This is a genomic window from Flavicella sediminum, from assembly GCF_006381105.1.
Lineage (GTDB): Bacteria > Bacteroidota > Bacteroidia > Flavobacteriales > Flavobacteriaceae > Flavicella > Flavicella sediminum.
Window position 1 is genome coordinate 178,246 of the sequence record NZ_VDET01000016.1, and the last position, 26,254, is coordinate 204,499.

A 26,254-nucleotide genomic window follows, 5' to 3' on the forward strand; every position below is an offset into this window, starting at 1 on the left:
AATTACCTAAATACACAAAGTTAAAAACACCTGTACCCCCCTGTTTTGCAACAAATGGTAGAATAACAAAAGTTTTTAAAAGATTAGAGCAAAGCCTAAAAACAGATGCTTCCTAATTTTGACAAAACAATTAACATTAAACCAAATCATATACTATTATGAAAAAACAATTACTTTTTACATTAGCATTTTTTACAGCTGTAACTTTTACTTCAGCGCAAAGCGGCGTATCGGTTGATCATACAAATACCTCAACTCCACAAAACTTCTTATTTGGATCTGATAAAGATATTCGAGATGCATCTGTTGTTACAGTCACTGCCGGAAGTGGATCTGCTCAAACTAACAAACCGAACTGGTTAGCCATTATAGGAAGTCAGGATGATTTAACAGAAGGTAAGTTTGAGTTTACCTTACAATCAACTGGTGATAATTTATTGACAAGTTTATCTATAAATTTCGCAAAAAGAAAAGGAAGTAGAGTTGGAGGAACTATCAGTATTCCTGGTAATGCTAATACAGATTTCGTTTTAGCTTCGGATAATACGGACAGCAAAACTATCGAAGCAAAAACTATAGCCTTTGAAACAGACGTAATTTTAACTAGTTCACCAAAAACTGTTACAATAACAATAGATGATATCTCTATGGCTACTTTAATTGCTACTAGTACTCCTAATATTAGACTTACTGATATGAATATTTCAGTACTTTCTGTTTTAGATGTAAATGACATTGTTGAAACAACTCAAGAAAACACACTTTTCCCAAACCCTGTAACTGGAAGTTTTCAAATTTCTTCAGAAGAAGCGATTCAAAACGTGCAAGTATATGGTATCAACGGAAGCTTGTTAAGAACTTTTAACGCTCAAGCTAGTTATGACATTAGCAATTTAACTGCAGGTGTGTATTTTGTAAAAAGCAACACAGCTTCTGGTTCTAAAACAGTAAAAATCGTAAAAAAATAATCTGGCTTAAAACACCCTATTTATAAAAAAAGCACATGATTCTAACATCATGTGCTTTTTTGCTTTCTATAAATTCTTAAAACACAGACGGATTAAACAGACCTCATCTTCAAAAGGAATTTACTTACTAAGAACATACTTTGAAAACGGAACCACTGAAATATAACGCATTAGAACAAAAACAACAACTACAATAATGCATTAGAACAAACAAAAGGTTAAAATGAGGCAATAGCATTGTATTTAAAATTCGTTATTTGTATTCATACGACAAGAAAAAATTCATAAACACACGTAAACTTCAAAAAATGAAAAAAACAGTATTTACATTCGCCTTAAGTCTATTACTAAGTTTAGGAGCTATGGCTCAATCTAAAAATGAAGCACGCGCTCTAAAAACTAGCAAAGCAAAAATTGAGCTAATTGAAAAAACAGTTAAATTATCAGATTCTGAAAAAGAAACCTATATAGAATTAAGCAAAGCTTATGTGCTAAATCATTTAAGCTTAAGAGATTTAAAGCAAAGTGACCCAGCAGCATTCAAATCAGGTATAAAAGAAAACAATGCCGACTTTAAAAATAAATTGACGGCTGCCTTTGGAAAAGAAAAAGCAACTGAAATTATGGATGCAAGTAAGAAGAAGAAGAAGAACGGTAAAAAGAAAAAAAACAAGAAAAACTAAATTCTTGAATTTCATATCCTAACAAAATGCATTTACATTAATTTGTCTATGCATTTTTTTTTTAGTATAATTTTCATAACTTGTAGTCTCATTTAAATATCTATTTGCCTGTTTAAGTGAATAACAACCTTTTAAAAAAAACATTGTAACCGAAGTATCGGTAGACTAACAATGTTCATGAATTATTATTTAACCCCTAAAATTTTTAGCATGAAAAAAAAATTACTATTTACAATTGCATTTTTTGGAAGCTTATTTATAACTTCCGCACAACTTAAAACTTCGGTAACTGTTGATGTTTCGAATACTTCTACAGCACAAAACTTTACTGTAGGAAAAGAGGCTACTGATGACCTCAATGATGTTTCGAATTTTGTCACACTATTAACGGGAACTGGTGCCAATACATCTGAAAACAATAGTTTTTTCGGTATTCTTGCAGGTGCAGAAGCCAGCGATGCAACCGGGACATTTCAATTTTCAGTAAAAGCAGATGCAGGTACTGCAAACGCAAACATTACTATTAATGCAGAAAAAAGAGGTGGAAATATAGCTACTTATAGTATATCTGCTACAACCGGAGGAACTACAGTAACTGATGCCGTTGCTCCTTCAGCAGGTGCTACAAAAGCAATCTCAAGTCACGCATTAACATTTTTAAACGTTCCACTTACAACTTCAGACAATACGATAACTTTAGCCTTAACAGAATTACTAAAAGGAGACGTACCTGATGCGGGTAATAGACCTACTTTTAGAATTGCTTCTATAGCGATACAAGTTGAAGAGCCTGCATCTATTGATCAGATTTCAACAGAAAAAAATAGTTTGTACCCAAATCCCGTTACAAGTGCATTTCAATTGTCTTCAAATGAAACAATTGAAAGCGTACAAATATTTGGAATTAATGGTAGCTTATTAAAAACATTTAAAGCCGCTGCAAGTTATGACATTAGCGACTTAGCTTCTGGTGTTTATTTTGTAAGTAGCAATTCTGACAATGGAACTAAAACCGTTAAAATTGTGAAAAAATAGTTTCACCTAAATTATCATCTTTTAAAAACTGCGTTAACATTCATTTGTTAGCGCAGTTTTTATTTTTAGTACTTGCCTGTTGATTAAGAGCAAGACAATTCAAGATTAGAGAACAGCATAATCGCAAAAAAAGTAGTCCTTTGAGAATCCGTTCATCACAAAACCTTTAAGCATTCAAAGAATAATGAAAAAAGCGATATTAAATACCTTACTCCTAATTTTAACATCCCCCATAGTTGCTCAAAACTTAATTGATAGGAAACCGTCGACTGCTTTGGATGCTTCTTTTTTTAAATTCATTCCCGCTATTAATTATGATCATATCCTAGACCAAAGTGGTACAACAAGTTTTACTACCAACTATTCCCCTTCGGGCAGCTATTGGCTAGATCCTACTGCTGCAGATGAAGCGCATGTATATTTAGCAAAACTACAACATCAGGCAGCTACTGCAGAAAATTCGTGGGAACTTCGAATTGGACAAGGGGGACAAATTTACTCCTTTAAAAGTGCTTATGGTGAAGGAATCCCTCCACAATCTAAAGAACATTCTACTTGGAATGATGAAGTTTGGCAACCTGTAAGTGTATCTTCTTTAAATAACAGAGATTTTACTTCTGCTTTTTATTTCATTCATGGAGCAGGAGCCTATAATAACGACGGTATTGAAAAATCGTGGTATAGTCCTTTAATGGCTTCCTATTATAACAGCAATAAAAAATCGTATTCTGTAACCAACTGGGGAACACAAGCGCATATTCCTTCATTGTATAAATCAGAAATTTTATATACTACTAAATACAAAGAAATTGGAGAAGGTATTTTGGAAGTTACCTATAGCATTCAAAATTTTGGAGACGAAACCATGGTTCATATCAATTCACCTTGGGGTGGAGTTCGGAGCTCTAGTTTACGGGGGAAATTTGTCGGATTACCAGATGGCAGTCTTGAAATTTCAGAAGGGAACACAGGTACAAATATTGGAACCGACTCTCGAGATATTGATGAAACTGGTGGTTTCGTGATTTGGTCTAAGGATACAATCAGCAGCGATGCAGCTTCCCTAGGAATCGTATTTGGAAAAGAAGTGAAAACAGCTGAATTAAGCAGTCATGGTTTTAGAAATGTATTTTTTAGACTGGCACAGGTTGGTGGAGATTCAAATCCACGAGATTATACTTTATTTACGGTTATTGCACAACTTGATATAAAACAAGGGGAAACCTTCTATTACAGAACCTATTATATAAATGGCAAAAGAGATTTTGTTCAAGAAAAGTCAATTTTACTAGCTCCTTATTGCGATTATGGTTTTATAGAACCTAATGCAGAGGAAACTCCAAAAGTAGCAATTACTGCATCAGATTCTAATCAGGGACTCTCACAAACAATATACTTAAACACAAGTTTTACGAAAGACATGGTGCCAGTATTTCTTATGAAAAATACAGAAACCGGGAACGTATACATTTCACCAGATCCTTATTACAATGTAGCCACAGAACCTATGGTAAACCCATATAGCATGGGAGAGTCGGAATACGAAACCTACCAAAATAGATTTGTTTATAAACTGCATAAAAGTCCTATTGAATATGTTCGTCTTTTGGGATATGCGTATGACAAGGAAATGTCTGACAATGCCTCTTTTTCACTTCTAGATGACTTGATTTTAGATACTACAAAAGTTGTTCTCACAGATCCATACATAAACAAACTATGGGTTCAAACCATAGATACCTCGAACAATCTTGCCTTAACAGGAACAGCAACGCAGTCGTCAACAATAAATGATGGAGATGCTTCTAGGGCTATAGATGGAAACACAAACGGTGCCTATTCAAGTGCATCCGTTACACATACCGGCTCAGATAACAACAGCTTTTGGCAACTCGAACTAGATTCAGAATATGCTATTGGACTCATGAATGTTTTTGGAAGAACTGATACTTGTTGTTTAGAACGACTTTCAAATTTCACCGTGTTAATTTATGATGTAAATGGAAATTTAACTGCTTCTAAAACATTTAACGAATATCCCAACCCTTCTATTTCAATGAACCTTGAAGGTGCATTGGCAAAAACAATAAGAATACGAAATAATACAGGAAAGCCACTATCTTTAGCGGAAGTACAGGTTTTTGAAGCTTCTCTAAAAACAACAGATTTATCTCTGAAAAAGGACATCCTATTGTTTCCAAACCCAGTAACAACATCGTTTCAACTAAATACAAGCAATATTGTAAGTATCCATATTTATGATATTTCAGGAATACTAGTAAAAACCTTTAACAAACCAGAAGATAAATACATGATTAAAACGCTAGTATCGGGAGTTTACTACGCTAAAATAATGGACACAGAAGGAAAAATAATTATTTCAAAGTTAATTAAGTTATAAGTACAAACAACTATTCAATTTAAGTATAGAAAATCTTCTACGAACTACTTTGTATGTAGAAAATAAATTATCTTATTTATCATCAACCTATTCTACTATAGTAATAGATAAAAGAATTCAAATAAGACAAATTGGAAGGCATAATAAATACAAACAATATCTAGTGATAAATGTTTATTTGTAGAACTCAAAATTGGCAACCTCTACAATTTCAAAAAACAAAAGCACTTTTCGATAGTCTTCTAAAAATCATATACTAAGTAGAAATCCATATTTTACTAAAAAAAGTGAGTCTACAAAAGCTTTTAATAGAATAGAGCAAAGCCAAACAGACCTTTACTTCTATTTTTGAACACACAATAAGTTCAACTTTAAAAAAATAGAATGAAAAAAACATTACTTACACTCACATTAGCGCTAACCTCCTTATTTGGGTATTCACAATATATTTACCACTCAGTAGATGAATGTAAAACACTTACAAATGTTACTACTTCAGAAAACATCACTTATACGGTTTCTGTAGCAAATCCAGATACAACAAATCCGATAGCTGAACCAAACACCTCTACAAACGTAAGTCGAATAGAAACTACTTCGAACAATGCTTCTTTATTATATGCATTGCCAAACCCAATAGCTGTAGGAACCAGTTTTTCTCTTAGCATGCGTATTTATTCTGCAACCGAAGGAGGCAATGGGTCCGGTTCAGGAAGAGTCGTTGTGCGATTGTTCAATTCTGTAAAAGGCACGGGTAATGGGAATCGTGTTAATTTATTTACAAGTACTAAAACAGCAGGCGAATGGGTTACGCTTTCCTATCCTGCAACTGTTTTACCAGATAATACAGACGAAGATATTGACAGTAATGGTGGTTACGACAGACTACTTATTATACCTGTAAACAATCCAGAGGACAAAAATGATTTATCAAACGTTAGCCCATTATTTATTGATGATATTCAATTGAACATAGAACCAACAGCTCCAACAGTCCTTGCCGATGATACCGCTGATTTAGACACGGATCACTTATGGTTTTATGACAACAGTCCTGATGCCTTTAACGCTACAATTTCTAATACAGGAGGCGCTATGTATGAAGAAGCTCAGGCCACTCCAACAACAGATGGAAATAGCAGTCCAACAGTTTTAAAAATTACTAGAGGAGATGATTCTGCCAATTCTGGAATCGTATTTTTAGGTCATAAATTTGATTATACAACAGGAAATTTAAAATTCAGAATCTATCCAGAATGCAATCCAAATGCAACTTCTAATGTTAGAATTCGTGTACGAATTAATGGTGCCGAAGACACCTCAGAACAAATATCATTTGCTTCAATAGACCTTGTGGAAAATATTTGGAATGAAGTGACAATCGATTTATCCTCTGTTACTCCAAATCCAGTTGCTCCAAATAATGTGTACGATACTTTTGTGTTTTTATTCAACCAAGGTGATGCAACAGCTGCTTCAAATGGTGCTGTTTTTTATGTAGATGCTGTTCAAGCTCCTAAAGTTGCACTTCTATCTACAAACGATATCAAAATTCAGGATGAAGAATTAAGCGTTTCTCCAAATCCTGTAAACAATAGTTTTCAATTAAATACTCAAAATGCACTTGAAAGTGTTCAAGTATTTGGAATTAATGGTAGCTTGTTAAAAACATTTGACACCGCTGCTAGTTATGATATTAGTGATTTAGATGCTGGTGTTTATTTTGTTAGTGGAAATTCTGCCAAAGGAACCAATACAGTTAAAATTGTAAAAAAATAACTAATTGCTTTAACAAATATTGCTTATTCTAATAAGTAACAAAAGTCGACAAAAAAGGCTGTCTGAAAATTACTTTTCAGACAGCCTTTTTTATTTTTAAATTTTAACAGCTTCAGAAGCAACCTTTCTATAAAAGCTGCAACTACTTAACATACATAGTTAAATAATTATTAACGTTCCAAATTCAGTTTATTTTAAAAAACAGTTTCCTACTTTTACAACAAATTTTTAGTTAAAAACACAAAATGAAAAGAAAATACAGCTCCCTCCTCCTATTTTTACTTTTTTCAAATTTCTTAGTTGCACAAGAAATGTTTACCTTAAGTGGTATTGTTTCTGAAGAAAGCAGCGATGAAACATTAATAGGCGTCAACATTATTCTTCCTGACTTAGTGAAAGGAACCACCACCAATGGTTATGGATTTTATTCTATTACCTTACCCAAAGGAACCTATAAAATTGAGGTTAGTTATTTGGGATATAAAACAATTGCACAAGAAATAAACTTAACAAACGATACCAAACAAAATTTTAGTTTGGCCTTGCAAAGTGAGCAAATAGATGAAGTTATTGTAAAAAGTAACAGCACTATTATCAACTTAAGAAAACCTGAAATGAGTGTGCACAAAGTAAGTGTAACCACTATTAAGGAAATGCCGGTTGTGTTAGGAGAAGTGGACATCATCAAATCCATTCAACTATTACCAGGCGTTACAAGTGCCGGTGAAGGTGCCTCAGGTTTTAATGTTCGTGGTGGCGCCGAAGATCAGAATTTAATTCTTTTGGATGAAGCAACCTTGTATAGTTCGTCTCACTTTTTTGGTTTCTTTTCTATCTTTAATGCAGATGCCATCAAAAATATTAAATTATACAAAGGCGGAATTCCTGCTAAATTTGGAGGAAGAGTTTCTTCTGTTTTAGACATTCATCAAAAAGATGGAAACAAGCAAGAACATCATTTTAGCGGTGGAATTGGACTTATTTCTAGTAGATTAATGGCGGAAGGTCCGTTAGCAAAAGGTAAAAGTTCTTATTTAGTAGCGGGTCGTACTTCGTATGTCAATGTTTTTCTAAAAGCCAATCCAGATACCAAAGACAATGGTTTGTCATTTTACGATTTGAATGCCAAATTAAATTTTGATTTAAACGACGACAATAAGCTTTATTTCTCTGGTTATTTTGGTAGAGATTCTTTTAATATCGGAAACTTATTTGTGAACTCTTATGGTAATTCTACCTTTAATGTTCGTTGGAATCATTTGTTCTCGGATCAATTATTTTCAAATCTTTCGCTTATTTATAGTGAATACAACTATTTCTTAAATTTAGATTTTATTGGAATGGATTGGGATTCTGGAATTCGCAACTTTCACTTAAAATATGATTTTAAAAATTATATCTCAGACGACTTTAAATTGAATTATGGTTTAAGTGCCATCAATTACAATTTCAATCCCGGTGAAATATCTCCTAGTAAAGAAAATTCTGCAGTTAATCCTGGGAAACTAGAACAAAAACGTGCTATTGAGCCTGCTTTGTATATAGAAGCTGAACACAATTTAACCGACAAAATTTCAGTAAATTATGGATTAAGAGCGAGTTCATTTTTCAGAATGGGTGGACAACAACTGTATACCTATGAAAATGACCAACCGATTACATACAATTCAGAAACCAACAATTACGAAGAAGGGGTTATAAAAGACTCTATTTCTTATGGAAAAAGTGAAAGTATTAAAAACTTTTGGGGACTAGAACCTAGACTGGCTATTTCGTACAAAGCAGATGAAAACAATGCCTTTAAAGCAAACTACAACAGAACCTACCAATACATTCACTTAATTTCTAATACCGTATCAGCAGCTCCTTTAGACGTTTGGGCACCTAGTGGAAAATTTATCAAACCACAAATTGGTGATCAAATTGCACTTGGCTATTATAGAAATTTCAAAGATGAAATGTACTCTTTTGAAACAGAGGTCTATTATAAAGAAGTACAAAACAGATTGGATTATAGAGATGGTGCTGATTTAATTGCGCAAGAACAAATTGAAACAATTGTATTGCCGGGTAAATCTAGATCCTATGGTTTGGAACTTTCTTTAAAAAAGAATATTGGAAACTTAAAAGGTTGGATTAGCTACACCTTGTCTAGAGCAGAAATGCAAGTCAATGGCGACCCTATTGCCAATTCTCCTGGAATTAATAATGGAGAATGGTACAAAGCGAATTACGACAAAACACATGATTTATCGATTACTGCTTCCTATACACTTTCAGACAAATGGCGATTTGGAACGAATTTTATTTATCAAACGGGTAGACCAGCAACCTATCCTAACGGTCAATTTACCACCAACGTTGGGGGCAATTATGACGACGCAAATGAAAATATATACGTTCCCATTTATGGAAATAGAAACGAAGAAAATTTGCCTGCCTACCATCATTTAGATATTGCGGCAACGTATACACCAAAACAAAAAAAAGAACGACGTTGGAAAGGAGAATGGGTATTTAGTATTTACAATATTTACAACCGAAAAAACGCAGCCTCCATTAATTTTAGACAAAATGAAGAAACGGGTGCTAACGAAGCCGCTAGAACTTCAATTTTTGGACTGGTACCTTCTTTTACTTATAATTTTAAATTTTAATCCCCATGAAATATTTATACATACTACTGTCAATCCTTGTATTTGCTTCATGTGAAGATGTTATTGATCTTCCTTTAACTGAAGGCCCTAAACGCTTGGTGATCGATGCCAATATCAATTGGGAAAAAGGAACCGCAGGAAATGAACAAGTTATTCGTTTAACTGAAACGGCTAGTTATTACGACAATTCTATACCCGCAGCCACAGGCGCTACGGTGGTTGTAAAAAACAGCAAACTTGATGAATTTATCTTTGCTGAAGAAGGAGCTACAGGTCTTTACAAATCCACCAATTTTGTGCCTGAGCTCAATGAAACTTACAACTTGGAAATTGTTTACAAAGCTGAAATTTTTAAAGCTACGGAAACCCTAATGCCTGTTACTATTATTGATAGTATTAGTCAAACGGAACAAAATATTTTTGGTCAAAATGTAGTTCGAGTAGACTTTGCCTATACCGACCCTGTAGAGCAAGAAAATTATTATTTGGGTGAATTTACCTCTGATGCCTATTTCTTAAATGTATACAGAACTTGGAGCGATGAATTTATCAATGGAAATGTTGATACTGTTTTTGAAATTGATGAAGAGCTTGAAAAAGACGATACACTTACCCTACGTTTTTATGGAATTTCACGAGGTTACCAAAATTATTTTAGTTTATTGCTGCAACAAATTGAATCAGGAGGGCCATTTGCTACACCCCCGGCAGCCGTTAGTGGAAATTGTTTGAATACCACAAGCCCTGAAAACAAACCTTTGGGCTACTTCCGCCTTTCAGAAGTAGTTATTACTCCGTATACCATTCAATAAATATCTCATTTATTGCTCTTTGTAAATAATTTAACATAAGCTTAGTTAATTTTCTTTTTCATTATCCTTAGTTTTGAAAAAAATCAAAAATAATGAAAAAGAAAATCCTATTAGGAATAGGATTGCTGCTTGCAATCGTACTTATTTACCAATTTGCCTTTAACAACAGTTCAAAAAACATAACAACTTTAACTTCCAAAGTAAAGAAAGGAGATTTCAAAAGTGAAATTGTCATTTCAGGCGAACTGCAATCTACTTCTTCTATAAAAATAAAAATCCCATCGGGTTTACGACAACTTCGTATTTACCAAATTAAAGTACAACATCTTATACCTGAAGGAACTTTAGTGAAAAAAGGTGATTTTATTGCCAAACTAGATCCTTCCAGTCTGAATGAAAAATTATTAGATGCTAGAAATGATTTAACCAAAGAAAACTCTACCTACATACAACAACAAATTGACACCACGCTTACGCTAAAAAAAGAACGTAACGCCATCAAAGATTTAAGATTTAGTGTTGAAGAAAAAGAATTAGAGCTAAAACAATCCAAATTTGAATCTCCTACTACCATTCGTCAATTAGAAATTACACTTCAAAAATTAAAACGAAATTTACAACAAAAGGAAGAAGACTACCATATCATAAAGCAAAAGCAGCAGCAAATTATGATTCGTGTAACCGCAAATCTTTCGAAAATAAAAAATAGATTAAAAAATACGGAAGAACTTTTAAGTAAATTGACCATTATTTCTGAAGGAGATGGAATGTTGACCTATGTTAAAAGTTATAGGGGAACCATTAAAACTGGTTCTGAAATTAATACTTACGACCCAGCTGTAGCGGTTCTACCAGATCTTACCAAAATGGAATCGAAAACATTTGCCAACGAAGTAGATGTTCGAAAAATAAAAAAAGGACTTAAAGTAGAAATCGGTTTTGATGCTTTTCCTGAAATGAAAATTGGGGGTGTTGTAACCTCTGTTGCCAATATAGGCGAGAAAAAACAAGGCTCTGACATCAAATTATTTAAAGTACTAATCAAACTAGATGAAACAAATAAGGACATACTTCCTGGTATGACTTCTTCCAATAAAATATTGACTTTCAAAAAAGAAAATGTGTTAACAACACCATTAGAAAGTATTTTCTCAAAAGATTCTACAGTCTATGTTTACAAAAAAACAGGAATTTCCATCGTGAAAAAAGAAGTGAAATTAGGTGAATCTAATGACGATGTGGTTATTATAGAAAAAGGAATCAATGAAAATGATGTCGTTTATTTGTACAAGCCTCAGGGCTATGAAAAAGAAGCGATCATTCCTTTAGAAGAATAAACTATGGACTTCAAAAAAAATAATGTCGTCTTAGAAAAATTTCTTACCAATATAACAGAAGCTGTTCGTGTTATAATTACAAATAAAGTAAGAACACTTTTAACTGCTTTGGGAATTATATTCGGAGTGGCGGCCGTGATTACCATGCTGGCCATAGGAAAAGGTGCCGAAAAAGAAATATTAGACCAGCTAAAATTAGTTGGGGTCAACAATATTGTCATCACCCCTATTATTGATGAAATAAAAGACGGGGAAGAAAACGAAGAGGAAAACACAAGCTCTGAAACGGTTAGCTTTTCAAAGGGTTTGGACATGATTGACAGTGAAAGTATTTTAAAATACATTCCGTCAGTAAAAGCCATAAGCCCGGAAATTATATTAGACACTTATACCATTTTAAAAGGTCGTCAAAACCCTGTAAAACTTGTAGGTATTGCTCCTTCCTTTTTTAAAATCTCAAATATTGAAATTGAATCTGGAGAAAATTTTTCTGAGAAACATGGCAACAATGCCTTACCCGTTTGCATTATTGGGAAAAAAGTTGCTCAGAAATTATTTACAGGAGAAGATCCATTAGGAAAACAAGTCAAAGTAAAAGACGTTTGGTTAAAAGTTATTGGAATTATTGAAGAGAAAACAATTTCTCAACAAGCCCAAGAAAATTTGGCTATTCGCGACTTAAACCGAGATATTTACATTCCTTTAAAAACTTTTTTGGTTCGTTTTAAAGATCGAAAAATAATGACGCTGAACGATTCTGGAAGAAGAGGGTATTATAGCCAAAATCAAACCGGTCCTAAAGTCAGAATCCCTAGAGGAAACTACCACCAGATCGACAAATTAACCATTCAGGTTAGCGATTCCAAAGAATTAAAAGCAACGGCAGATATTGTAAGTAGAATGCTGAAACGCAAACACAATAACCAACTCGATTTTGAAATAAAAATACCGATCAACGAATTGAAACAGCAGCAAAAAACAAAACAAATATTTAATATTGTTTTAAGTCTTATTGCGGCAATTTCATTATTAATTGGAGGAATTGGAATTATGAATATTATGCTTGCTTCTGTATTAGAACGTACCAAGGAAATTGGAATTATGCGTGCCATTGGAGCCACACAGCAGGATATTATTTTACAATTTCTTTCGGAGTCTATTTTAATTAGTTTGGGTGGAGGAATTTTAGGAGTACTGCTCGGTGTTTCTGCAGCAATCTTTTTAGAAAAAGCAACAGACATACAAACCATTTTGTCTATAGACTCTATTTTACTTGCTTTCTTTGTCTCAACTTTAATCGGGCTAATTTTTGGTATTGCCCCTGCAAAAACCGCTTCAAAAAAGAGTCCTATTGAAGCCATGCGCCATGAATAAAAAAACAACTATGAAACATATACTTTTACTTTTGTTCCTTTTGCCTTTGTTTTCTATTGGACAAGCAAAAAAAATTAGTTTGGAAGAAGCTATTTTATTATCACAAAAAAAATCTCCAGACTACCAAGCGGCAGTCAATAAATTTAGATCGAGTTATTGGAAGTATAGAAATTATAAATCTTCCTTTTTACCACAGGTAAGTTTAAGTGCAACCATACCTAGTTATTCTGAAGAAATAAAACCCATAGAACAAGATAATGGAACACAAAACTTTCAAAACATTAGCCGTTTAAACACCGACCTTCGTTTAAATGTTTCACAAAACGTTTCTTTTACAGGTGGTACTTTGTCTCTTTCATCAAATATCAATAGAATCCGAAATTTTGGTGACAGTGAATCTACTTCATATTTTTACACGCCTTACTCTATTCGATATTCTCAAAATTCTATTTTTTACAATCGTTTTAAATGGGATAAAAAAATTGAACCTTTGTTAAATGAGGAGGCCAAACGAAACTTTATTGAGGCTATGGAAAATATCTCCTTAAAATCGTGCAACCAATATTTCACCTTATTAAAATTGCAAATACAGGCTAAAATAGCCAAAACAAATTTCGCCAATTCTGACACCCTATATAAAATTGCTCAAGGAAGATTTCACAGTGGTAAAATTGCAGAAAATGATTTGTTAAGAATGGAATTGCAATACTTGAATGCCAAAAACAATGTGACAAATAATTCCATTTCTTTGAAAAAAGCTTCACAAAACCTTGCCTTGTTTTTAGGCTTTGAAACTGAAAACTTGGAATTAGAAATTCCACAAAATTTAGAATTGTTTGATGTGAAATTATCGAAAGCCTTGAAAGAAGCTAAAAGCAATAGAAAATCTGTGATTCAATTTAGAAGACAACGCTTGCAAGCAGAAAAAGAATTGGCAAGAGTAAAAGGGACCAATAAAATAAACCTCACGTTAGATGCCAATTTCGGACGTTCCTCAAGATCTTCAACAGGAATTGATGCTGTATTTGACAATTACACAAAACAACAAGGTGTTGTATTGAGTATGCGTATTCCAATTATTGATTGGGGACTTTCTAAATCTGCTCGGAAAATTGCGGAGGCCAATTTGGACTTGACAAATACCAACATAAACCAAGACAAACGAAACTTTGAACAAGAAATAGAACTGCATGTTTTGAATTGGTCTAACCAAAGAAACCTTTTAAGTATTTCTAAAAAAGCACAAGAAATTGCCATTAAGAGTTATGAAATTACAAAAAACAGGTATTTATTAGGGAAAATTGAAATTACCGATTTAAATATTTCTCTTCAAGAAAAAGACAAAGCCATTGTTACCTATTTAAATTCTTTAGAACGTTTTTGGAGTGATTATTATACTTTGAGAAAACTAACCTTATTCGATTTTAGAACCAATAAAAAAATCAAAGCCGAGGATTTACTTTTTGATTAAATGCAAAACAGGAACATCTTAATCTCAAATTATACAAGCTTCTTGCAGGGACTTTAGTATTTTTGAAAAAAAATAAATTTTGGACTTTACAAAAACAACAGAACAAAATTCTTCCTACAATCATTTGGAAAAAATGACGGTGAAAGATGTATTATCTAATATCAATCAAGAAGACAAAACCGTTCCCTTGGCTGTTGAAAAAGCCTTACCTCAAATAGAAGCCTTAGTTGAAGAAATCGTTTCAAAAATGAAAACTGGCGGACGTTTATTTTATACAGGTGCTGGAACTAGTGGCCGCTTAGGCATTTTAGACGCTTCTGAATGCCCCCCCACTTTTGGTGTTCCTTTTGACCTAGTAATTGGATTGATTGCCGGTGGAGATACCGCCATTAGAAAAGCCGTAGAAAATGCAGAAGACCATGTGGAACAAGGTTGGATTGATTTAGAAAATGAAAAAATAACCTCCAAAGATGTGGTAATAGGAATTGCTGCTTCTGGAACCACTCCTTATGTTTTAGGTGCTTTAAAAGAAGCGAATAATAGAAATATTTCCACGGGTTGTATTACCATGAATGAAAACAGCCCTTTGCATCAATTGGCTAAATTTCCTATTGTTGCCGTTGTAGGACCAGAATTTGTTACCGGTAGTTCTCGCATGAAAGCAGGTACTGCCCAAAAATTAATTTTAAACATGATCAGCACATCTGTCATGATTCAATTAGGAAAAGTAAAAGGGAACAAAATGGTGGATATGAAATTGTCCAACGATAAATTGATCAAACGAGGGACAAAAATGATTGCGGATACGCTTGAAATACCTTCAGAAAAAGCTTTAGAACTTTTAACAAAATACGGGTCAGTAAGAACTGCTATAAACAACTACAAATTATGAGTACCGATAAAAATGAATTTAAAAGAGGCTTAAAATATGTATTCGGTGCCATTCCCCTATTTGTACTAGCACCTGTTATCTTAAATATTGGATTTTCAGCCTTAAAAAAAGACAACACTTCTATTTTTTTAATTATTGGAATTATTGCCGCTTTTGCTGGTATTCTTCTTGTCTTTAAGGGAATAAAAATTACCTTGGCAGCACTTTTCAATAAATAGAATTACTCTTTTAAAGCGGCCACAGGAGTTGTTGGATTAAACCCAAAAGCATTGTCTGGCAACTCTATTCCCAATTGAAAAATAATATAACCAATACTGGCGTAGTGATGTGTTGCATGACTGTGAGATTGGATCAAAAGAGCAGACAAGGTATAGGTCGCTTCAAAAACACCTTCCCCCAAATCATCAGATACTTGAACTAATTTTTGAAAATCATCAGAATCTAATCCTTCTACTTTTTCAATAATTTCCTGTATATAAGCAATCCCATAATTCAACTGTTGTTCAGCCATAGGATTTCTTTTTCTAGCAGTTAAGTCAATAGTTCCAGAAGGCAAACCTTCAAATACACAATCGTAAACATCCATAATATGACGTATATGTCCACCGATACTAGAATAATAAGGTGCTACAGAAATATCTTTGTATTGTTCTTCGGTAATGGTGTTTAATAAGTAAATTCCTCTTTGTAAATTTTTAACTATGGCTTCAATCATGTACTATTTTTTAAAATAAAAAAGCTTTGTCGTAAATATACTAATTCGATTACGCTTTTACCTAAAAAAACCACGAAAACCTACTAAAACCTTTCTAAATGAAATGATTAATCCTGAATAAAAGTTTAATTTTAAGAGTATTTTTAACATTTAAAAACAACTAATTGTCTCAAAAATTCATTACTTCGTAGCACAAAAATTCAATATGATTCAGATAAAAAAACTACACAAATCGTATAAAGTTGGTACGGATGCTTTACATGTTTTAAAAGGATTAGACTTGCATGTTAAAGAAGGAGAATTTATTTCAATTATGGGTTCTTCAGGTTCTGGAAAATCTACCTTATTAAATATTCTTGGCCTACTAGACGAACACGACGAAGGTCAGTATTTTTTGAATCAACAAGCTATTGAAGACTTAAACGAAAAAAAAGCAGCCAAACTCAGAAATGAAATGATTGGTTTTGTCTTTCAATCCTTCAACTTAATTTCTTACAAAACCGCTTTAGAAAACGTTGCCATGCCATTATTTTACCGAGGTGTTAGCAAAAAAGAACGTCAAGAAAAAGCCTTAGAATATTTAGACAAAGTTGGTTTAAAAGATTGGGCTAAACATTTGCCTAATGAACTTTCTGGTGGACAAAAACAACGAGTTGCTATTGCCAGAGCTTTGGTTACGGAACCAAAAATTGTTTTGGCTGATGAGCCAACAGGAGCCCTAGATTCTACAACCACACAATCTATTATGAAGCTTTTACAAGATATTCATGATGAAGGAATGACCATTGTCGTTATTACCCATGAGGAAGACATTGCGGAACAAACAGAACGATTGGTACGTTTAAAAGATGGTGTTATTGTTAGTGATGTTTCTAATAAAAAGTTAGCCTAACTATGTTCGACAAAGAACTTTGGTCTGAAATATTTCAGAGTATTGGTAAAAACAAATTAAGGAGCATCCTTTCTGGTTTTACCATCACTTTTGCCATTTTAATCTTCACCTTACTTTTTGGTATTGCCAACGGCTTATCAAATACTTTTGAAAGCTTTTTTGTCAACAATGCCTCCAACTCTATTTTTGTTCATGCCGGTAAAACCTCCAAACCTTACAAAGGAAAGCAAACGGGGCGACGTGTAAAATTATCCAACAAAGAGTTTGAATATATCAATGATGAAAACGGTGAAAAAATAGAATATTCAACAGCTCGAATTTATAAAAACTTCGATGTCTCTTACAAAGGAAAAAGAAACAACTACAGCATTAGAGCCGTTCATCCCGACCATCAATTTGTAGAACAATCTATTGTAACTGGCGGTCGTTACCTAAATCATGGTGATATAAAAGATCATTTAAAAGTAGCCGTCATTGGAAAACTGGTTCGAGAAGATTTATTTCAAAACAAAAGAGCCGTTGGAAAATACATCAATGTACACGGAATTGCTTTTAAAATTGTTGGGGTTTTTGAAGAAGAAACGGACGATAATGAAAATAGAATTATTTACATACCCGTTAGTACTGCACAAAGTTTGTATCAAAAAAACGATTATATCAGTGCTATAAATCTGACCTACAATCCTAAAATGAATTATGATGAAGCCATTAGTTTTGGGACGTTAATTACAAACCAACTTAAAGAACAATTAGAAATTGCACCAAAAGATCAAAGTGCCATCCGAGTGCGGAATTATGCCGAAGCAAAAAAAGATTCCGATCAAATGATGTTTATTTTAGGTATCCTTATTTTGTTTATTGGAATGGGAACCTTGATTGCAGGAATCGTTGGAATCAGTAATATCATGGTGTATATTGTTAAAGAAAGAACCAAAGAGTTAGGCATCCGGAAAGTATTAGGAGCCTCCCCAAACTCAATTGTAGGATTGATCCTATTGGAATCAGTAACCATTACTTCCTTAGCGGGTTATTTAGGAATGCTAATTGGTATGGGAACTTTACATCTTATTGGAGATTCTTTTGAAAAATATTTTATTACCGACCCCAGCGTTGAAAGATCTGTGGTTATTAGCGCCGTTATTATTTTAATAATTTCTGGCTGTATTGCAGGCTATTTGCCCGCCAAAAAAGCATCACAAATAAAACCAATTGTAGCACTAAGATCCGAATGATAAAATTTTTATTTGCACCCGATACCTGGCAAGAAATTTACGAAAGCATTCGTAAAAATAAACTACGTACCGCCATTACGGTAGTTGGGGTTACCTGGGGAATATTTTTATTGGTCACCTTACTTGGTGCGGCCCGAGGTATGGAAAATTCATTTAATCGACGCTTTGGTGATTTTGCAACAAACAGTGTTTTTATTTGGGGACAAAGAACTGAAAAACCTTTTAAAGGATTTCAGGAAGGCAAAAGAATTCGCTTAAAACTAAGTGATGTCCAAAAAATTGAAAACGAAATTGAAGGCTTGGAATTTGTGGTTCCTAGAAATGATAGGAATGGAACCATTATCAAAAACTTTCAAACAGGTGACTTTTCTATAAATGGAGATTTTCCATTGTTAGACAAAGTGCAAAAAATGGACCTTATTTATGGGCGTTTTATAAATGAAAAAGACATTCAAGAAAAAAGAAAAATTGTTGTAATTTCTGAAGATTTATTCAAACAATTTTTTGAGAAAGGCGTCAATCCGATTGGAGAACTATTAGAAATAAATAGCATCAATTTTAAAATTGTTGGGATGTTTAAAAATGGTCAAATTAATCGACCGACCAACGTGCATATTCCTTTTACAACCTTTCAACAATTATTTAACACAGGCGATAGGATTGGTTGGATGATGATTACCGGTAAAAAAGAATATGCCATTTCTCAAATAGAAATTGACACCAAATTATTGATAAAAAACTTACATAATATTCACCCTGAAGACAAAAGAGCTATAGGTAGTTTTAATTTAGGTGAAAAGTTTGATCAAATGAATGGCTTTTTAAAAGGCATGCAATTTTTGACATGGTTTGTTGGAATTGCAACGTTGATCGCTGGTGTTTTTGCCATTGGAAATATTCTTTTGATCACCGTGAAAGAACGTACCAAAGAAATTGGAATTAGAAGAGCTTTAGGTGCCACACCTATTATGATTATACGACAAATAGTTTTAGAAGCCTTAACACTTTCTTTAATAGCCGGTATTCTCGGAATTATTGGCGGTGGTGGTGTACTTATGCTTATTGACCAAATGTGGGGGCAAGGAGAAGATGCAGCTTTGGTAAATGTATCGGTTTCCATTCCAATCGTATTAGTTGCCGTAGCCATATTGGCAATACTTGGCACCCTAGTCGGCTTAATTCCTGCCACTAGAGCTACAAGAATAAAACCTATAGCTGCTCTGAACGACGAATAAATTCAATAAAAAATAAATAGTAGAAAATGAATAAAACTGTAAAAATAATCCTGATCGTTATCTTACTTGGTGCCCTTGGCGCAGTAATGATTTATTTTGGAAAGAAGAATTCGAAAGAAGCCCAAGAATTTACCACAAAACAAGCCTTTACCACAACGATAGAAAAAAAATCGGTGGCTACTGGTAAGGTAATTCCTGAGGATGAAATTGCTATCAAACCACAAATTTCTGGAATTATTGATAAAATATTTGTTGAAGAAGGAAGTTTTGTAAAAGCGGGTGACCTGATTGCAAAAATCAAAGTGGTGCCCAATGAAAAAAACTTGTACAGTGCACTGGGTCGACTTAAAAACGCGAAAATTCAATTAAATAACACAGAAATTGAATACAACAGAAATAAAAAACTGTTTGACAAAGGTGTTATTGCTAGTCAAGATTTTAATACCATTGAATTGCGTTTTCAAAAAGCACAACAAGAATTAGAAAACGCAGAAAATGATTATCAAATCATCAAAGTTGGTTCAACTAGCGGATCGTCTTCTACCAACACAAATATTACGGCTACAGTTTCTGGTACTATTTTAGAAATCCCTGTAAAAGAAGGGTACCAAGTTATTGAAAGTAATAATTTTAATGCCGGGACTACCATTGCTTCTATTGCCGATTTGAATAAAATGATTTTTGAAGGAAAAGTAGACGAAGTAGAAGTTGGTAAATTAAAAGAAAATACAGTTTTAGAAGTAACCATTGGCGCTATTGAAGGTAAAAAATTTAAAGCAAATTTAGATTTTATTGCGCCTAAAGGTGTCAACGAACAAGGTGCTGTTTTATTTATTATTAAAGCGTCTCTTGAGTTAGACAAAACTTATGTACGCGCAGGATACTCTGCCAATGCCGAATTGATCTTAGACAAAAAAGAAGACATTTTAGCCATCAAAGAATCTTTAATTCAATACGACAGAAAATCTGAAGAGCCTTATGTTGAAATTGAAACGGGTGAACAACAATTTGAACGTAAAGAAATAAAATTGGGGATTTCTGACGGAATTAATGTTGAAATTATTTCTGGAATTAGCGCAGAAGACAAAATTAAGGTTTGGAACAAAGCTTCTAAAGACGATAATGACGACAAAAAAGACAAATAATTAGCCTTCAAAAAACACCTACAAATGAAAACTAAAATTTCAATCTTCTTCTTATTTTGTACTGTTGCCTTGAGTGCTCAACAAAAAAAATGGACCCTAAAAGAATGTATTGCTTACGCAATTGAACATAATATTTCTATTCAACAATCTGAATTAGATATTGAAGTAGCTGAAATCAATAAAAACGATGCCATAGGGACATTTTTACCAAATTTAAATGCCAACGTTCGTCATTCTTGGAATACAGGTTTAAACACCAACCCTGTTACCAATACAAATGTAACGGCCACTACGCAAAACACAAACTTTGGTATCTCATCAAGTGTTGTACTTTATGACGGTTTAAAAAATATAAACAGACTACATAGATCGAATCTTTTACTATTGGCCAATCAGTACCAATTAGAAGATATGAAGGACAATATCTCTTTAAGAATTGCCAATGCTTACTTGCAAATATTATTTAACAGAGAGTCGTTAAAATCCTTACAAGTTCAAAATTCCTTGAATGAGAAGGAATACGAAAGAACCAAAGAATTGGTGAAAGAAGGTGTCAAACCTAAGGGTGATATTTTAGAAATTGAAGCAACCATGGCAAAGCAAGAACAGGACATGGTAGCCATGGAAAATAATTTAACCTTATCGAAATTATCCTTATTCAATCTTTTGGCACTTGACAATTTTGAGGGTTTTGACATTGCGATTTCGGATGTGACCATGGAAGAAAATTCCATCATTTTTGAAAGCCCTACATCTGTATTTAACAAAGCTGTAAATTTCAGAAATGACATCAAACTTTCGGAAGTGCAAATTCAACTAGCTAAAAATGATTTAAAAATTGCCAAAGCCAGTTATTTGCCAACCCTAACAGGTTCATTTGGATTTAGCACCAATTACTTTCAATCAAAACTTTTAAACTTGCCTAGCTTTAGAGATCAAGTAGACAATAACAAAGGGCATGCTTTTGGACTTGGCTTATCGATTCCTATTTTCAACAGATTTCAAATCAGAAATTCTGTAAAGCGAAATAAAATCAATGTTAAAAGTGCGCAACTGAATTTAGAACAGTCAAAAATAAACTTAAGAGACAAAGTTCAACAAGCCTACAATGATGTACAAGGCGCTTTAAAAACGTACCAAGCCAACGAAAAAACCTTAATCGCTAGAAAAGAAGCATTCAAATATTCTGAAGAAAAATTTAATGTTGGTTTGTTAAATGCCTTTAATTATAACCAAATAAAAACCACTTTGGAAAATGCTGAGATAAGTTTGATCAGAGCAAAATACGACTACCTATTTAAAATAAAAGTATTGGAATACTATTTTGGAGTACCCCTTCAATAAAAATAAATCTCGAAGTTTCCTTCGAGATTTTTTTTGATAGTATACTTCTAGTTATCTTCTAATTTCCATGTCCGTACCCAATCAATACGCATGGTGTTTATGTTATCATCTAATAAATCTTGCTTGGCAGCCTCGCCTCCTACCCAACTAGAATCTTGTGTCCACAAATCCCAAATTAAAAATTGCTCTAGGGTAAATGCTTGTGTTGTGTTTACACTACCAGAAGGCTCTCCGTTTAAATAGAATTGTACGGTATGTGCGTCTTTCCACCAGGCTCCTACTACATGATAAGCTTCATTCCAAGGCACTCCTTTTAAAGTATTTCCTTCAGAAAGTTCCTTGTTGGTAGAATTTCCATGGTGCCGTTCAGTAACCCCATTTTTCACAATAAAATATTGAGAATTCATTTGCCAAGGATATTCTGGCTGACAACCACATGAAGGTTTAGAATTGTTTTCAATAATATCTATTTCATCTCTGTCATTGCTATTTCCATTGTTCAACCAAAAGGTGTTAAATGCAGAAATATGAGCCGTTTTGATACAGCTTTCAGTATACATTGGAAATTTTATTTTTGCTTTAGAGCGCACTCTTGACGTTTCAAACCACAAATCATTTGAATTGTCTAAAGTTGCTTTGATCCATAAATTACCATCTGCAACCCCAGAATTTTTCTCTTTCATATTTACCGGAGTACCTCCATAATTCCAAGTAGTTTTTGTCCATTTTGCAGTATTCCATGTATCAAACTCATCTGATAAATTTTCAACTCTCACCCATTTTTTTCCAGTAGGTGTGGTGTCGTCGAAAGAAGTAAAAGTTGGTTTTGACGGATCTGCTTTATTTACATCTATTACCGTTGGTTTGGGAGTTTCTTCAATGGGTTCCTCAACTTCTTCTACAGGAGGAGGTGGCACAAACACATCATCTCCACTACCGGAGCAACTACAAAAAATAATACAGGCATAAATAAAAAGTGAGCTCATTTGTTTTAGGTTTTTAAATTTCATCGTTTCTATACTTCTATTTAGATTTCATGAATCTTTAAAAATAACCCAAATAACAATTAGGTCCTTTTAATACACTGCCTTGTTCATGTTTTTTCTAGGTTTAAAACCTATGCTATTTCTACTTGTCTAGATTATCTAGACAGTTCGTTTTCAATTTACAAAAACAGCATCCTAAGATTTCTTTAACATTTCAAAAAAAAATGACTGGTTCACTGGAATTCACCTTGTAAGCGGATACCGCAAAGCAACTAGAGTAGGTTATTTAAATTTGAACATTATGAAACTGAAAACATGAATTATCACAATAATTTTGTTCGTGTCTATTTCAACAGATGCATAGAGCACCTCCTACTAATCTTTTTTTAGACCAATTGAATTTGTGTAACGAGGAATGTAACTCCGCACCTACTATACCATTTTTTCCACATCAGTTAAATCTCATGACAAAACAAGAAATTATTACAATCAACTCTACATTAAAACACCGCAATAATAACTGTGTAGATTTTCTTATTTTTCATCAAAAATAGAGTTCTTTCCAAAACTGACTATAAAAATTGTTTTTTTCAATAAGTTCGTTGTGCATCCCTTTGTTTTGTATCGTTCCATTTTCTAAAACATAAATCCTATCTGCCCTATTCTTTAAACTGTGCAAGCGGTGAGAGACAAACACAATTCCCATTTTATTTTTTAATTTTTGCAACAAATCTAAGGTGAATCGTTCCGTATTTCTATCCATTGCTGAGGTTGCTTCATCCAACAGCAATAATTGGGGCTTTTTATACAAAACCCGAATCAATGCAATGATTTGTTTTTGCCCTCCTGACAAATTAATTCCTTCTTCTCCAACTATGGTTGCAAAGCCCTGTGGCATTTGAGTAATAAATTTTTCAAACCCATTTTCTTGACAAAAATCAATCATTAATTTAGGAGCGTCTTCACTTCCTAATAATAGATTATCTATCAATCGACCATTAAAAATAGAAATTTCTTGAGGAATCACTCCAATGGTATCTCTCCAACTATCCAATCCTATGTTTTCTAACTCTATTTCTGAATTGATTAAAACATTTCCTGTTTCGAACTTATAAAAACGCTGTATAATTTGAGTCAAAATACTTTTCCCTCCTCCACTCTCTCCTACAATTGCAACCAACTCTCCTTTTTTTACAGACATATTAATTCCTGTTAACAATTGCTTTCTTCCTGCAAATCGAAAGGAAGCATTTCTAATTTCTAAACTGTTGAACTCTGTAAGCACTATCCCTTCTTGTTTTTCTTTTTCAATTGTAGTAAATTCATACATTCTATCAAAAGCTATTTTTGCTTCATTAATGGGAATACTTACCAGTGCCAAATTAGTTATAGATGGCAATAGCGCTCCTGCAATTCCTAAAATAGCCATTAACTCTCCTAATTTTAGCGTTTCATCAAAAACTTGAAATGAAGTGTAAGATAATATCGCTATCAAAAATAGGCTTCCCGCAACTCCTGAGAATAACGACAAATGGATATTTACCTTTCCCAAGTCAACTATTTTATCTTGATAATTTCCATAAATTATTTTGTTTATTTTTTGAAAAAATGACTGCTTATTGTCATTTTTAATCGTTGCAATTCCCTGCATGGAATTTATATAATTACTTTCATTCAAAGCATAGCCATACATTACTTCCTTTTGTGCTGCTATAATTTTTGAATTGAAGCGATAGATCATGAAAAAATAAACAGGCAAGCTTAACAAAGCAATACATCCTGTTTGCCAAGAATACCAAAATAAAAAACCGGAAGAAATAAATACATTTAAAAAATCAATGACCATATTTTTTGTCATAAACAGGATCACTTTTTGTATTCTACCCGTATCATTCAAGCGAGCTACCAATTCTCCTATTTTTCGAGTATCAAAAAAAGGCTTTGGCAAGTGCAATAAGGAAGTATAAAAAACATCAATTATTCGGTTGTTAAAATTTTTAGATTGTTGCAATAATAAAAATTGACGCAATGCTGTAAAACCTATTCGAATCAATAATAAAAAACTTAATAAGGCAATTCCTGTAATTAATTTTTTAATGTCTTGAGAAGGCAATATATCATCAATCAATTTTTGAGAAAAAATAGCCATTGCCATTCCTAATAAAGCTATTCCTATCCCCAAAACAACACTTAAACCTAATAATTGCTTGTCTTTTCTTAAAAGATTGAAAAACCATTTTCTCTTCGCAGATTTTAGTTGTGTAGCTTTTGCAAAAGAACTACTTGGTGTTAAAGTCAAACAGTATTTGGATTTCCAAATGGTTTCCAATTCTTCTTCGGAATAAAAAAGAATTCCTTTTGCAGGATCTCCAATACAAAATTTGTCATTTTCATACCCATAGCATATCACATAGTGCTCCAATTTTTCTTCTATCAACACATGTAAAATCAATGGAGAACCATGTTCAATCAAGGCCTGTATATCTGCTTGATTCCCTACCGACCTGAATCCTATCCCATTAGCCGCTTGTAAAAGTCCCAATAAGGTTGTACCCCTTTGATTGGTTCCACTTAATTTCCGTAGTTTTTCTAAAGAATTTTCACCTTTATAATAACGCACTACCGACAACAAACAAGCCGTACCACAATCAGTCTGGTCATGTTGTAAAACATGGGTGTTTTTTATATGTTTAAGGTTCATTTTTTTGATGAGCGGAGATTGGAGGTTGGAGGTTGGAGGTTGGAGGTTGGAGGTTGGAGGTTGGAGGTTGGAGGTTGGAGGTTGGAGGTTGGAGGTTGGAGGTTTAAGTGTAAAAAAATTATTATTCTTAACAGCTTTATTTTTTTTAAAATATTTTCAATCTACTAAAGTGTTAATATTTAAACTTTTTAAAATAGCATCTATTTTAGTAGCTCCTTTAAACTTCTTTAAAAGCAGTTTGTTTCCATCATAAATAAAAATAGCGGGTATGCTTTGCGCACCAAATAAGGTAGAGAATTCCAATTTTTCATCTTCTAAAAACATGATATTTTCTACCTCAAATAATTGGTGATGTTTTGCAAAATCTACTATTTTTTCTCTTGCTTCAAAGGAGACAAAAATTAATTCTGTGTTTTCAAATTCCGCCAATCTTTCTTGAATTTTTGTCGTTTCTGACACACAAAAGTCACATTCGGAATTGAAATATATAAAAACCGTATTTGTGCCCTCTTTTAAATTGCCTTTTGTAAAAGCAGTTCCTTCTAAACTGAGAAAAGAGAAATCTGGGAGTTCTTTTATTTGATCTTCAAGTTCT

Annotated in this window: 21 protein-coding genes; 17 read left to right on the forward strand and 4 right to left on the reverse strand. The window is 33.2% G+C overall.

Annotated elements, in window-relative coordinates:
- Nucleotides 1-158: 158 nt before the first annotated feature.
- The 12 genes from FGM02_RS14595 (at nucleotide 159) to FGM02_RS14650 (ending at nucleotide 15,627) form a co-directional block, all read left to right on the forward strand.
- On the forward strand, nucleotides 159-968 hold the full coding sequence (locus FGM02_RS14595; protein ID WP_139959231.1) for a T9SS type A sorting domain-containing protein: 810 nt from the start codon (nucleotides 159-161) through the stop codon (nucleotides 966-968).
- A 308-nt stretch (nucleotides 969-1,276) separates the two neighbouring features.
- Nucleotides 1,277-1,651: a hypothetical protein gene (locus FGM02_RS14600; RefSeq protein ID WP_139959232.1), complete on the forward strand. Its 375-nt coding sequence runs from the start codon at nucleotides 1,277-1,279 to the stop codon at nucleotides 1,649-1,651.
- A gap of 210 nt (nucleotides 1,652-1,861) precedes the next feature.
- Nucleotides 1,862-2,686, forward strand: coding sequence for a T9SS type A sorting domain-containing protein (locus tag FGM02_RS14605; protein ID WP_166461196.1), 825 nt, complete (start codon nucleotides 1,862-1,864; stop codon nucleotides 2,684-2,686).
- Between the two features lie 184 nt (nucleotides 2,687-2,870).
- Nucleotides 2,871-5,087: a T9SS type A sorting domain-containing protein gene (locus FGM02_RS14610; RefSeq protein WP_139959234.1), complete on the forward strand. Its 2,217-nt coding sequence runs from the start codon at nucleotides 2,871-2,873 to the stop codon at nucleotides 5,085-5,087.
- A gap of 384 nt (nucleotides 5,088-5,471) precedes the next feature.
- Complete coding sequence (locus tag FGM02_RS14615; protein ID WP_139959235.1) at nucleotides 5,472-6,866, forward strand: T9SS type A sorting domain-containing protein; 1,395 nt, start codon at nucleotides 5,472-5,474, stop codon at nucleotides 6,864-6,866.
- A gap of 245 nt (nucleotides 6,867-7,111) precedes the next feature.
- The gene (locus tag FGM02_RS14620) at nucleotides 7,112-9,523 is read left to right on the forward strand and encodes a TonB-dependent receptor (protein WP_139959236.1); all 2,412 of its coding nucleotides are present in this window, start codon (nucleotides 7,112-7,114) and stop codon (nucleotides 9,521-9,523) included.
- 5 nt (nucleotides 9,524-9,528) lie between these two features.
- Nucleotides 9,529-10,335: a DUF4249 family protein gene (locus FGM02_RS14625; protein ID WP_139959237.1), complete on the forward strand. Its 807-nt coding sequence runs from the start codon at nucleotides 9,529-9,531 to the stop codon at nucleotides 10,333-10,335.
- A gap of 92 nt (nucleotides 10,336-10,427) precedes the next feature.
- Nucleotides 10,428-11,672: an efflux RND transporter periplasmic adaptor subunit gene (locus tag FGM02_RS14630; RefSeq protein WP_139959238.1), complete on the forward strand. Its 1,245-nt coding sequence runs from the start codon at nucleotides 10,428-10,430 to the stop codon at nucleotides 11,670-11,672.
- A gap of 3 nt (nucleotides 11,673-11,675) precedes the next feature.
- On the forward strand, nucleotides 11,676-13,046 hold the full coding sequence (locus FGM02_RS14635; protein ID WP_139959239.1) for an ABC transporter permease: 1,371 nt from the start codon (nucleotides 11,676-11,678) through the stop codon (nucleotides 13,044-13,046).
- Between the two features lie 10 nt (nucleotides 13,047-13,056).
- The gene (locus FGM02_RS14640) at nucleotides 13,057-14,517 is read left to right on the forward strand and encodes a TolC family protein (RefSeq protein ID WP_139959240.1); all 1,461 of its coding nucleotides are present in this window, start codon (nucleotides 13,057-13,059) and stop codon (nucleotides 14,515-14,517) included.
- Nucleotides 14,518-14,596: 79 nt separating this feature from the next.
- On the forward strand, nucleotides 14,597-15,409 hold the full coding sequence (murQ, locus tag FGM02_RS14645) for an N-acetylmuramic acid 6-phosphate etherase (protein ID WP_139959241.1): 813 nt from the start codon (nucleotides 14,597-14,599) through the stop codon (nucleotides 15,407-15,409).
- On the forward strand, nucleotides 15,406-15,627 hold the full coding sequence (locus tag FGM02_RS14650; protein ID WP_139959242.1) for a DUF6095 family protein: 222 nt from the start codon (nucleotides 15,406-15,408) through the stop codon (nucleotides 15,625-15,627). Before murQ ends, FGM02_RS14650 begins: the two co-directional genes overlap by 4 nt.
- Before the next feature lie 2 nt (nucleotides 15,628-15,629).
- Here the strand turns inward: FGM02_RS14650 and FGM02_RS14655 are convergent, their stop codons facing one another.
- On the reverse strand, nucleotides 15,630-16,124 hold the full coding sequence (locus FGM02_RS14655) for a DinB family protein (RefSeq protein ID WP_139959243.1): 495 nt from the start codon (nucleotides 16,122-16,124) through the stop codon (nucleotides 15,630-15,632).
- Nucleotides 16,125-16,329: 205 nt separating this feature from the next.
- Between FGM02_RS14655 and FGM02_RS14660 the strand changes: the two genes are divergently transcribed.
- From FGM02_RS14660 to FGM02_RS14680, 5 genes are read left to right on the forward strand one after another with little or no spacing between them, the layout of a single operon-like run.
- Entirely contained in the window at nucleotides 16,330-17,016 is a 687-nt protein-coding gene (locus tag FGM02_RS14660) for an ABC transporter ATP-binding protein (RefSeq protein ID WP_139959244.1), read from the forward strand.
- 2 nt (nucleotides 17,017-17,018) lie between these two features.
- On the forward strand, nucleotides 17,019-18,248 hold the full coding sequence (locus tag FGM02_RS14665; RefSeq protein ID WP_139959245.1) for an ABC transporter permease: 1,230 nt from the start codon (nucleotides 17,019-17,021) through the stop codon (nucleotides 18,246-18,248).
- Nucleotides 18,245-19,483 carry an ABC transporter permease gene (locus tag FGM02_RS14670; RefSeq protein WP_208021523.1) on the forward strand — a complete coding sequence of 413 codons (1,239 nt, stop codon included), beginning with the start codon at nucleotides 18,245-18,247 and terminating at the stop codon, nucleotides 19,481-19,483. The genes FGM02_RS14665 and FGM02_RS14670 overlap by 4 nt, the downstream gene beginning before the upstream one ends.
- 26 nt (nucleotides 19,484-19,509) lie before the next feature.
- On the forward strand, nucleotides 19,510-20,628 hold the full coding sequence (locus FGM02_RS14675) for an efflux RND transporter periplasmic adaptor subunit (protein WP_139959246.1): 1,119 nt from the start codon (nucleotides 19,510-19,512) through the stop codon (nucleotides 20,626-20,628).
- A 24-nt stretch (nucleotides 20,629-20,652) separates the two neighbouring features.
- The gene (locus tag FGM02_RS14680) at nucleotides 20,653-21,972 is read left to right on the forward strand and encodes a TolC family protein (protein ID WP_139959247.1); all 1,320 of its coding nucleotides are present in this window, start codon (nucleotides 20,653-20,655) and stop codon (nucleotides 21,970-21,972) included.
- 47 nt (nucleotides 21,973-22,019) lie between these two features.
- Here FGM02_RS14680 and FGM02_RS14685 read toward each other — a convergent pair whose 3' ends face one another.
- From FGM02_RS14685 to FGM02_RS14700, 3 genes are all read right to left on the reverse strand, one after another.
- A complete protein-coding gene (locus FGM02_RS14685; RefSeq protein WP_139959248.1) occupies nucleotides 22,020-22,958 on the reverse strand; it encodes a LamG domain-containing protein in 939 nt (312 codons plus the stop codon).
- 544 nt (nucleotides 22,959-23,502) lie between these two features.
- Entirely contained in the window at nucleotides 23,503-25,659 is a 2,157-nt protein-coding gene (locus tag FGM02_RS14690) for a peptidase domain-containing ABC transporter (protein ID WP_139959249.1), read from the reverse strand.
- 156 nt (nucleotides 25,660-25,815) lie between these two features.
- Nucleotides 25,816-26,254, reverse strand: a 439-nt coding sequence (locus tag FGM02_RS14700) for a peroxiredoxin family protein (RefSeq protein ID WP_139959250.1), incomplete at its 5' end; no start/stop codon positions are given.